An 11840-nucleotide genomic window follows, 5' to 3' on the forward strand; every position below is an offset into this window, starting at 1 on the left:
TATTAGCTTCTAAAATATCTAAAGCATAAAGCATCTAAAGCATCTAAAGCATCTAAAGCATCTAAAGCAATTCGGACTTGAGCTTCCCCTTAGGGTAAGCTTTATTGTTATGTTTTTACCGGAGCAAAAGCATGACTTACCGTTCCTTCACTTTACTATTACTCACTCTTTCCCCTAGCCTTCATGCCTCTAATTTTGGCGATCCTGAACTGGGTAAAATGAAGTCACCAAGTTGCATTTTCTGTCATAACCCCACGGGTGAAACAAGTAACACTGCTTACCCAAAACTTTCTGGCCAAGATTCAACTTACCTCTATAACACAATGAAAGCTTACCAAAACGGTGATAGACAAGGCGCTTACGCTGAGATGATGCAAACACAACTGAGTAAACTCAATGATCAAGACTTGAAAGATATTGCGGCTTTTTATGCTTCACAACAGTAATGGATTTCACCTTCATTAGATCAGTCTAAGTTAAATAAACATCACTAAGTCGCCTATACTTCAAGCAAACTCACTGAGCTCATTGAAGGTCGGGAGAGATATACCTTTACACGTATCATCCAACCCTTACAATGTGCAGCAAATATATTTATCAAGGTTTATCTCTATGTCTATTCAATGGTTTCCGGGTCACATGCATAAAGCCCGTAAAGAAATCGAAGAAGTTATCCCACAGGTTGATGTGATCATCGAAGTACTGGACGCTCGTATCCCGTTCAGTAGTGAAAACCCAATGATCTCTTCACTGCGCGGCGATAAGCCTTGTGTAAAAGTGTTGAACAAACGTGACCTTGCGGATCCTGAACTTACTCAGCGTTGGATTGAACACTTCGAGAAAGAGCAAGGCGTTAAAGCGATTGCGATTACTACTAGCGCTAAAGAAGAAGTTAACCACGTTATGGAGCTAGTACGTAAACTGGCACCGCACCGTGAACAAATGGGTAAGAACATTCGTACAATGATCATGGGCATCCCGAACGTGGGTAAATCGACCATCATCAACTGTTTAGCGGGACGTACGATCGCGGTTACTGGTAACCAACCTGCGGTAACTCGTCGTCAACAACGTATCAATCTACAAAATGGCGTGATCCTTTCAGATACTCCTGGAATCCTATGGCCTAAAGTAGAAAACCCACACAGTGGCTTCCGCTTGGCTGCAACAGGCGCTGTAAAAGATACGGCAATGGAATACGATGAAGTGGCATTCTACACAGTCGAGTACCTTGCAAAGCAATACCCTAATCTTTTGCAAGAACGCTACCAAATTGAAGAGCTTCCAGAGTCTGACATCGAATTGATGGAAGCGATTGGTCGTAAGCGTGGCGCACTTCGTGCAGGTGGTCATATAGACATTCACAAATGTTCTGAAATCCTACTTCATGAACTGCGTAATGGTACTTTAGGTAAAGTAACGTTAGAGCTACCAGAAATGATCACACAAGAGCTGATCGAAGTTGAAGAAGCGGCTGCGCTGAAAGCCGAACAACAGATTAAGAAAAAAGAAGAGCGTCGTAAGCGTTACTTGAAGAACAAGCGTTAATCTCTCTTCGTTTTAAGAAAAAATCACTTGGTGCGACTAAACGCCAAATAATTAAAACGTCTACTCTAATCAAAAAAGCCCCGAACAATTTAATGCTCGGGGCTTTTTGGTTTGTTCTTCAGCTTTAAAGCAACTTCAGTAAGAGGCAGCTGTTGAGCAAGGAACCATTATTCAACTTGAAGTGACTAAGAATACACAATGCTTGCTGTTTTCTGTTCAAGTTCAACGGGAGAGCTCCAAGAAATCACCTTCTCATTCACTTGACTTCCACATGGTGCATTCCAAACTTGCTCTAGCTCTTCTTTACCACCAATCGCTTGATAAAAAGCAATCGCTTGGTGATTTTCAGACATCACCTCTAGGTACAGACCTGAATCCGAATAGTATTGCTGCAACCACTTCGATAATTCAGACAATAAACGCTTACCAACACCACGACCGCGATAGGCATTATCTACATGTAACGCATCGATGAACGTGCCACGCTCAAAGTTGTGATTACCAAACGCGCAGACGAAACCAACCAGTAAACCGCCCTCTTCAAGCAATAAAACATGTTGGTTAAAAGGAGGGTTAATCAAACGAGTCTGCCAAATAACAGATCTGTCCTCCAAAACATCATTTTCTAAGTAATCATCAGCAAGAATGCCACGATAATATAGCTTCCAGCTATCCGCGTGTAATTGGGCAATCCGCTCATAATCTTTATATTCAGCTACCTTAATTTCCATTTATTAGCCCTTAGTACTTCCATTTATGACTTGCTACTACATTTCACACTACCTTTATACAATATTTAAGCAAAACATACTAATACACGTTTACACTTTCAATATTGACTTACACGTGTACGCTGATATTCTAGCGCACAGATGTAAGCTCAATGGAAATTTGCTAATGAATAGTGCCGACAAACAATCTACAAAAAAGCCGCCATTAATCTGGCTCAATATTTTTGTATTCTCTTTTAGTATGCTGCTTGCTGTTGTTGCGGCTCCCGTTTATGGCTACTTTTTTGGCTATGGTATGGAGCACTGGATATGGCTAGCAATCTGTTTTACGTTCTGTAACCTTTCAATCACAACGGGTTATCACCGCTTATGGTCTCATAAAGCGTTTGAAGCGCATTCGAGCCTAAGATTTTTATTTGCATTAGGTGGCGCATTTGCCCTGCAGAACAGCGCGTTACACTGGTCTTCTGATCACCGTGTGCATCATAAGCACGTGGATAACAATGACAAAGACCCGTACTCTGCAAAACGCGGCTTTTGGTACTCGCACATTGGTTGGATGATTCGTAACTACAGTACCTCAATGTACGAAAACTATGAAAACTGTCGTGACCTGAAGAAAGATAAGATCGTAATGTGGCAGCACAAGCACTATGTTCTTCTGGCGTTGATCATGAACTTCGGTGTTCCTATTGCATTGGGCGTGATTTACGGTGACGTGATTGGCATGTTGTTAATCGTAGGTGCGGTTCGTTTGGTACTTAACCACCACACAACATTCTTCATTAACTCTCTTGCCCACATCTGGGGTAACCAACCTTTTACCGACAAAAACACGGCCCGTGATAACGGTGTGTTAGCAGTACTCACTTTTGGCGAAGGCTACCACAACTTCCACCACATCTTTGAGAACGATTACCGCAACGGCATCTACTGGTGGCAATACGATCCTACAAAATGGTTGATCAAGAGTGCTTCTTTGATGGGACTGGCAAGCAAGCTTAAGAAAACCCCTCAAGCTCGTATCGAAAAAGCAGAAGCATCAATGTTACTTAAACGCACGCAGCAAAAGATCATGCATCGTGCCGACAAACAACAAATCGCAGACAAACTTCAACAAGAATTCGATGCTCTAGTATCAAACATGAACGAGTATTACGAAGTCAAAAAGCAGCTACTTGAAAGCAAACGCGAAGATGTTGTGAAGAAGTACGAACACTCTCTACTTAAAGTTCGTTACCAACAAATCAAAATGAATTTTGAGCAACAGAAAAAAAATTGGGCAATGACAGTGGAACAGTATGCTTAAGATAGAACAATATACTTAAGGCAGGATAGTCCGCTTAATGCACCAGTAACGACACTGCTTAACTCTTATTTGAAGCCCTCATATTACTATGAGGGCTTTTTTATGAGCGTAACCTATTTGCCATTAGCCATTAGCCAAATACTCTCAAGTCTAAATTATGGGCTTCAAGAACCATAGTTATTGGATTCCAGAACTCTTTCTTCAATCTGAATTTATAACTATATTACTTTAACTTACTGAGTTTAGACCTAAGGAATTGAAAATGAGCAAACTGACTATTATTGCAACAATCGTCTCTAAAGAAGATAAGATTGAGTTAGTTAAATCAGAGATGATTAAATTGATCGATAGAACCCGTGTTGAAGACGGTTGTATAAACTACGACTTACACCAAGATAACAGTAACCCTGCTCACTTCGTTTTTCATGAGAACTGGGAGTCTGAAGCTCACCTAGAGAAACACTTAGCGAGCCAACACATCGCTGAGTACATGGCTGCGACTGAAGACTGTATCGAAACCTTTGTGCTTAATAAAATGACGCACATTGCCTAACCAGTCACTCAGTACTGATTCAATAAAAGCCCTGCTCTGATCGCAGGGTTTATCTTTTGTACACACTTATATCTGCTCATTCTACTTATAAAAAAACCCGCAAGAGTAGCGGGTATGGTCAATAATTAATGCTGTCAAAAACAGATAAGTAACAACCATCAATCCAATATTGAGTACCACTTTACAGTGGCACTCTGACATTTCTTTTGCTGATCGCTAGCACGGGGGCACTAGTTAAAAGCACGAGCCAAAATGCCATTCCCTTGATATTGGTAAACACTTGAATTACTACTTACAAAGACCGATTCTCCGGGTTTAAGAGAAACTGACCGTCCTTCTGAAGTGACGGTCGCCTCTCCTTCCACACAGAACAAGATCTCCGCGCTACGTAAATACTGTGACTTGCTCTCATCAGTCGCAGACAAGATATCAAATCCAAAGTCATCCACAGGAATCGGATAGCTCATCTTGCCCTCTTTCAATACAGGCTTAAGACGAATATCTTCTGGCTTAATCGGCTCAAAGATCGTGTTATCGATAAGTTCAGGAACGTCTATGTATTTGGGTGTAAGACCGGCGCGCAGCACATTGTCTGAGTTTGCCATGATCTCTAAACCCGTACCTTGCACATAAGCGTGAGGTGTTTCTGCGAACAGGAACATCGCTTCACCGGGCGCCAGTTCAACCGTGTTGAGCATCAATGGGGCAAACAAACCAATATCACCCGGATAGTGCTGTTTGAATTCAATGCTGTATTGCAGAGCTTCACGCCCCATGACCGTTTTAGCTGGTCGCGCATGTGCAGCATAAAGCTCATTAAGCGCAGACGCTTTGCGGTCACCTTCAAGAGACATAATTGCGCTAAAGAAAGACTTCAGAGAATCACTGTCGGCATTGGCTTTAAGTACATTAAGCTCAATCGCTAACGAACGAATATCTGCTTCTTCGAACAAGGCAATAATATCGTCGATTGGACGAAAGCCATTCATCGCTTTGTAGAAGGTCAACGCATAAACCAACTCAGGCTTGTGGTTTGGATCTTTGTAATTACGATTTGACGCATTCAAAGGGATACCAAGTGCATTCTCTCGCTCAAAACCTAATTCAGATTTACGCTTATTCGGATGAACCTGAATCGACAACGGTGTTTCAGCTGCTAATACCTTAAATAAGAAAGGTAGTTCACCGAAACGTGCCGCCGTGTACCCACCTAAGACATCGATTCTATTTTCATCAATCATGTGAGAAAGCGGCTCACCGGTATCGCCTACTTTTGAGCAACCATTAGGATGAGCACCCATCCAAATTTCTGCTTGAGGTTCTTGGTTTGGGTTCACAATACCAAACAGTTGGTTAATGGAGTCTTTGCTTCCCCATGCGTAGTTTTGAATAACGTTGTCGAGTTTAAATAGAGACATAATTACTTCTCATTAAAAATCTGGCTGCCAAGCTTGAGCGTGGCGGCGATATTACGGGCAGTACGAGTCAGGTTTTGATTCGCTTCTAATAAAACTTGGTCTAAAGACTGAGGTGAACGTACAGTTCCAAATAAGCTAGACATTGAACCGTAAAGCTTTTCAACGTCTTGCCCCAAAGAGCCCGCAATTCCTATCGTTGGAATATTCAGCTTTTGAGCTCGCTGAGCGATACCGAAAGGTGTTTTACCTTGCAGGGTTTGGTTGTCCATCTGCCCCTCTCCAGTCACGACCAGTGAAGCACCGTCAAGAACCTTATCTGCACCCAAGGCATCTAGTACCATCTCAATACCCGCTTTAATTTGGATATTGAATGCAAGACTTAACCCCAGTGGTGTACCACCAGCCGCACCAAAACCAGCTGTGTCTCGATGATTAATACCCGTACGCGCTTGAGCGATATCGGCAAAGTGTCCGATCGCAGTATCAAGTTGTTCAACTTGAGCTTTTGATACTCCCTTCTGCGGACCAAACACAGCACTTGCTCCGCTTTCGCCACACAGTGGATTATTTACATCACACGCGACCACGAACGTGACTTCTTTACATCTCGGGTGCAGCCCATCAAGATCGATGCTTGCTAGCTGACTTAATTCGGCACCGCCACCAGATAGCTCGTTGCCTTGCTTGTCTAATAACTTGCCTCCCAACGCTTGTAAAATGCCTGCACCTGCATCGTTGGTTGCGCTACCGCCCAAGCCGATAATGATTTGTTCAACGCCTTGATCTAAAGCATCTTTAATCAATAGCCCTGTGCCAAACGAAGATGCAGTTAAAGGTGATCTTTCTTCTACGGTTAATCGGTCTAAACCCGAAGCTTGGGCAAACTCTACCAAGGCAGCGTTTACGCTTTTTCCATCAACCTGTTGTACAAGTGAAGCCCAGTAAGCCGTGCATTCACGTCCGATTGGATCCGTCGTTTGCAGCCCTTGCTTCTTACCATTGAGCGCGTCTAACAACACGTCTACCGTGCCTTCTCCGCCATCGGCGAGTGGCATTTTCACAAACTCTGCATGAGGGAAAACGTCAGCAAATCCACGCTCAATACAAGACGCAACTTGATGAGCGTCGAGTGATTCTTTAAATGAATCGGGGGCAATTACAATTTTCATTGTCGTTCACCATTCCCGCCCATCAAGGTGAGCGGGTGATTGAAATTAGAATTTGATTTGGAATGTTTTTGCTTGGCAAGATGCCAACTGGCCGAAGTCTTCAGATGCTACATCACCTTCGCGTACTCGCTCGTCCATGCTTGTCTCTTTCCAGCTTGAAACTGCTTGAGTGAAAGAGATTGAATCCGATACTGAACCCGTTTCTGCTGGGTTGTAGACACGCATGATCAACGCATCTTCGTCTTCAGCTTTCTTAAGCACACTTAGAACCGCACCTGCTTGTTGCTTCGATAGCAAACTGAAGCTCATTGGTAGATTTTGCTCGCCCACATTCAGCTTCATCGCGTTGTAAGGGATCTTGTTGTAGCATTCGATTTGAGTGACATTGTCACGTGCTTGCGCCATGATGTTCGCGTCAATGTGGTTACCAGAGAAACCACACAGCGTGAATTCACACATTAACTTGCCGCGCACTTGTGAATCTGGTGTCGGGATCTTGATACCTGAAGGACGACCTGGACGAAGCAATAGCTCTTCTTTACCTAACACGCCAATACCGCGGAATAGTGTCAGTGCGAAGGTATCTCGGTTTTCGTCACCTTGAGATGCAATCACTTCAAATTCACGTAGACCATTCGACATAATAGCCATGCCCGCTTTGCCGTTTTCTAGCGCTGCAAAGTTCATTAACTGATACACAGGAACTGGCGCTTCTTTCCACTTCTCTTCTTCCCAAACCGCCATAGCAGGGTCATTGGTCGGGCGAGTAATACAACCGAACTGGTTATCTGCAACGACAGTTTCAGAGACAAATGGTGTTGGTACTAATACACGAACACGGTGGTCGTCGGCTTGGTTGTCTAATTCCATGCGGACTTCGATGCGGCGAGAGCCTTGTTTCAATACCACTTGGCATTGCGCTTCAACAAAACCATTTTGACCCGTGCGTTCTTCACGCTCTGCAAGGTTTGCAGGCACGTTCATGCGGAAAGCGATGTTCGCTACCGATTGGAAGCCTTGGTGGTCAATCGATGTTTCCACTGGGAATTCGTCTGAGTACAGCAACCATTCTTGGCGAGATGGAGAGTAATCGTACTCATCGCCGTCATCAGAACCGTCTTCTAAACGAAGGACTTGGTCGAATACTTGCTCTGTCTCTTTATCGAAAATAGTCAGAGTACCGTTGTCGTTTACATTGATTCGGTAGTACTCGTTCTCTAGTAAGTAGTCTTTTTGTTCTGCAACTTTTACTGCACCCTTCTCGTTACCTTGGATGTGTAACGTGGTGAAGCCCATCGCTGGCACAGTGCGTTTGATTTGAATATCAAACTCCATAAACGGGTCGTAGTTACCGTAGTGAACGATTTGACGGTCTACTTTACCCGGGTCAATTTGGCGCTTGTCTTGGATGAAGTATTCAACAGGGTTTTCGTTTTCATCAAAGATAGAAAATTCTTGAGCACGGATAGTGATAGTGGTGTTAACCACTTCTTCACGCTCGTATGGAGAAAGGTTGAACATCGCCAGTTTGTCGCAACCTTCGCGATCTGGCATGTGGTCAACAATCTTACGCTTGTAGAAGTTAATCAGGTTGGTCGCCATGTCGTCCGCAAGGATGTAACGGTTTAGAATTTCAGCGTGAACCTTGTCTGAACAGCAGCAACCAATCGAGTCATGAGCGTGGTTCTTCATGCTCTCTTTCCACATTTTCTCGATCAAACCATGGTGGTATTCAAAGCCTAATGTCCAAGCGATAGACGCTAGCGGTTCTAAGATATTTACAATCTTGTTTTCGATTTCTGCGTGGATCAGTTTGATATCCATACGCGTAGAAGAGATCGTACGGTGAACACGCATGTATTTACCGTCGTTGAACTCGCCTTTGATTGTGTCGAGTTGGTCGCGCGCCGCTTCTACTTTCTCGAACACTTCTTCGTAACGGCTCATTGAAAATTCACGATCTGGGTAGATTTCGCGAAGCTTGTCCATTACTTCAAAGATGTCTTTTTGAATCGGCATTTGGTCGTGGCCGTTCGGTAGCAAGATATCTTTAGTCACCGATGGCTTTTCTAGCACTGGGAAGTACTTATCTAAACGAGCACGTAAGCCTTCTTCGTCTTGTGGAAGGTATTTACCAATCGCGTAACCCAGCGGAAGCACTTGTGCCGTTACTTCACTGCCGTCATTAGACTGCCATAAGAATTCTGTTTTGTTGGTGCCGTGACGCTCTGAACAACCACGCCAGAACATTGCACGCGTGATGTCGAAACCGTTATAGATCATCGGCAGTTGAGAACTCATGCTGAATGAATCTGGTAGGTAACCAATCTTCATTGCGTCGCCAAATTTCATACAGTCACGAATGCCATACATCATGTTACGCACAATCGACTCACCAGAAACTTGCATTGTGTCGGTTTGAGAATACCAAGGGCCAATAATAAGCTTGCCCGCTTCAACCAATGCTTTTACGCGTTCTGTGTTCTCTGGTTTGATCGCAAAGTAATCTTCTAGAACCGCTGTTTGGCCATCTAGAACGTAGTATTTGTATTCTGGATCACTCTCCAGACGGTTCATGATTTCTTCCATGTTGTTCACTAGAAGAATACGAGACTCTTCTGTTGTGAAATACCATTCACGATCCCAGTGCATGTGTGGAGTAATATGTACGCGTGATGTAGTCATAATCATTTACCTAAATGTGTCGTTTCGAGTAAATCTAAAATTCGCACTCAAATACGACTAAATTAAAGTTTTTCAAGGGGTTGAAATTGGCTGCCACTAAATTTAGGGTGCAGAAAACCACGCCCAGAATCTGTGAGAATAAAACCGTTAGGAGTACAGGTATTTAGGACAGCCAAGTTGTTCGTTATTTTTTATATGGTGTTTTTACTTACGAGCTATAAGTGAGCTCAAAATTCAGTTAGTTCTGTGTTGCAGTACTTGCTTCAAACTTACCCTTTTTTACAGCATGACCACGCCACATCAGAAGAGTAACAGTTGAAATCACTGTGCCGACAATCGCAGCACCGAACCAGATTGCAGCAGCAGAGAATGCGCCCAAACCTGAATCGTGTAACAAGAAGATAGAGAAGATACCTGCACCCGGAGTCGATAGACCAATACCTGCCGCACCAACCATCGCACCTGTAACCACTGATCCTAGTAAGAATGAGCCGATTACACGGATTGGATCTTCAATCGCCATTGGGATCGCACCTTCGGTAATACCCGCTAGGCCAAGTAGCCATGTAGATTTACCGGTTTCAATCTCAAAGTCTTTAAATAGGCGTGGAGCAATCATGGTTGAAGCCGTTACGGTGAACGCTGATACCATTTTTACTGAACCAAAGATTGCGTATGGGCCATAAACACCGTTCGCCATTGCACCTAAACAGAATGCGTAAGCGGCTTTGTTTACCGGACCACCTAAGTCGAATGATACAAACAGACCTAGAATCGCACCCAATAACAATGCATTGGTGCCTGACATACCGTTCAGCCAATCCGTCAGACCTTGGTTTAGAAACGCTACAGGTTTACCGATAACAAACAGCATCAAGCTACCTGCCACCAAAGTACCGATTACAGGGTAAAGGTAGAAAGTGAGGAAGCCGTTAAACGCAGGGCCTAAGCGAACATGCTCTTTCACCCAACGCATCACGTAACCCGCAATCAAACCGCCAACAACACCGCCAAGGAAACCAGAGCCAATGATGTTTGCTGCAATACCCGCGGCAAAGCCAGGACCAAGTGCCGGTTTATCTGCTAATGAATACGCTGTGTAAGCCGCCAGTACTGGCACCATCAATGTACCCAGTAGGCCGCCACCTAGTTTGCGATACATCCATAGCCAAGAATCTTTTGTTGCGTAGAGCTCTTGCAGGTCAAAAATTTGCGCGATAAGAACAGCAACCGCAAGAACAGTACCACCGGCAACGATAAGAGGAACCGCGTAAGAAATACCAGAAAGCAGTGCTTGTTTAAGCTCAGTTTTCAACGGAAGTTTCTTCGGTTTGTCGTCGGTAGCAACTTTACGTTCTGCACCGTTACCTTTTTTCGACTCTTCAATCGCTTCATTAAGAATGCGTTCACCGTGCTTAATCGGTTCTGCAACTGGGGTTTCAACACGAGGAATGCCATTAAAGCGCTCAGATTCTTTAATCGCAACTTCAGCAGCAAACACACACGCTACAGCATTGTTAAGTTGTTCCGCAGTTAAACGATCTTCAATACCGTTTGCGCCCTGCTTTTCAACATGAACCTTGTAGCCAAGCTTTTTGCCGGCTTTTTCTAGGTATTCTGCCGCCATATAAGTATGAGCAATGCCTGCTGGGCAAGCAGTAACGCATACAATTGTCGGTGCATTTGTATCTAAGTTGTCTTGTTTTTCTTCTTGTTGATTGTCGCCATCAAGAAGCGCAAAGATTTCTTCAGCCGTTGTCGCTTTTAATACCGCTTCGCGAACATCGTCGTCAACCAATGTAGTTGTCAATGCAGTGAGCAGATGCATGTGGGTAGAACCCGCTTCTGCATTTGGAATCGCAATTAGGAAGATAAGATTTACATCTTCGTCTTCATCCAAGCCTTTCCATTTCATATCTTCTTTAAGCGTTGCTACAGCGAAGCCAGCTTCTTTAACCGCGTCAGTCTTGCCATGCGGTACTGCTAGGCCTTCGCCAAGCGCTGTCGGGCCTTGCTCTTCACGAGCAAATACTGCATCAAGATACTCTTGCTTGTTATGCAGTTTGCCTTGCTGATCCAGTTGGTCAGCAAGTGCGTAAATCGCTTCTTCTCGACTGCTAAACGTGGTTTGCAGATTTACGAGCGACTTATTCGTTAGAGTAGTAAGTTTCATAACCTTTGTCCCATAGTCACGGATTAGTACGACAGTCGTCCCTGCCGACGAGAGGAATAATACAACTTCAAGACATTTAATCCGTGATCACGATCTCACCAATACATATTTGTATTTAATTTGTATTTAAATGGTATTGGCAAATCCTTTAAGAAAGCTTGTTATGTATCGTTTAATTTGTATTATATGTACTACAAAACGCCGATACGACGCTCACACTAACCTTTAAAGCAAGGCTTATATAGAGCAAATTT

At 43.8% G+C, this 11840-nt stretch carries 9 protein-coding genes; 4 read left to right on the forward strand and 5 right to left on the reverse strand.

Annotation, left to right across the window (positions count from 1 at the left end):
* Positions 1 to 131: 131 nt before the first annotated feature.
* Positions 132 to 446 carry a cytochrome c gene (locus AB4589_RS06290; protein WP_009845439.1) on the forward strand — a complete coding sequence of 105 codons (315 nt, stop codon included), beginning with the start codon at positions 132 to 134 and terminating at the stop codon, positions 444 to 446.
* 166 nt (positions 447 to 612) lie between these two features.
* A complete protein-coding gene (gene ylqF / locus AB4589_RS06295; protein ID WP_017069126.1) occupies positions 613 to 1548 on the forward strand; it encodes a ribosome biogenesis GTPase YlqF in 936 nt (311 codons plus the stop codon).
* Between the two features lie 185 nt (positions 1549 to 1733).
* Here ylqF and AB4589_RS06300 read toward each other — a convergent pair whose 3' ends face one another.
* Complete coding sequence (locus AB4589_RS06300) at positions 1734 to 2279, reverse strand: GNAT family N-acetyltransferase (RefSeq protein WP_009845441.1); 546 nt, start codon at positions 2277 to 2279, stop codon at positions 1734 to 1736.
* A 166-nt stretch (positions 2280 to 2445) separates the two neighbouring features.
* Between AB4589_RS06300 and AB4589_RS06305 the strand changes: the two genes are divergently transcribed.
* Complete coding sequence (locus tag AB4589_RS06305; protein ID WP_029223877.1) at positions 2446 to 3588, forward strand: fatty acid desaturase; 1143 nt, start codon at positions 2446 to 2448, stop codon at positions 3586 to 3588.
* Between the two features lie 262 nt (positions 3589 to 3850).
* Entirely contained in the window at positions 3851 to 4141 is a 291-nt protein-coding gene (locus AB4589_RS06310) for a putative quinol monooxygenase (RefSeq protein ID WP_102250016.1), read from the forward strand.
* Positions 4142 to 4371: 230 nt separating this feature from the next.
* Here the strand turns inward: AB4589_RS06310 and manA are convergent, their stop codons facing one another.
* The 4 genes from manA to mngA all read right to left on the reverse strand — a co-directional run bounded on the left by manA (position 4372) and on the right by mngA (position 11586).
* The gene (gene manA, locus AB4589_RS06315; protein WP_371709319.1) at positions 4372 to 5559 is read right to left on the reverse strand and encodes a mannose-6-phosphate isomerase, class I; all 1188 of its coding nucleotides are present in this window, start codon (positions 5557 to 5559) and stop codon (positions 4372 to 4374) included.
* A 2-nt stretch (positions 5560 to 5561) separates the two neighbouring features.
* Positions 5562 to 6728, reverse strand: a complete 1167-nt coding sequence (locus tag AB4589_RS06320; RefSeq protein ID WP_372099795.1) for a glycerate kinase — start codon at positions 6726 to 6728, stop codon at positions 5562 to 5564.
* A 45-nt stretch (positions 6729 to 6773) separates the two neighbouring features.
* Entirely contained in the window at positions 6774 to 9413 is a 2640-nt protein-coding gene (gene mngB / locus AB4589_RS06325) for a mannosylglycerate hydrolase (protein ID WP_372099797.1), read from the reverse strand.
* Between the two features lie 238 nt (positions 9414 to 9651).
* Entirely contained in the window at positions 9652 to 11586 is a 1935-nt protein-coding gene (gene mngA / locus AB4589_RS06330; RefSeq protein WP_004731291.1) for a PTS 2-O-a-mannosyl-D-glycerate transporter subunit IIABC, read from the reverse strand.
* Positions 11587 to 11840 lie beyond the last annotated feature (254 nt).

Source organism: Vibrio sp. 10N.222.49.A3 (assembly GCF_041475145.1).
Lineage (GTDB): Bacteria > Pseudomonadota > Gammaproteobacteria > Enterobacterales > Vibrionaceae > Vibrio > Vibrio tasmaniensis_A.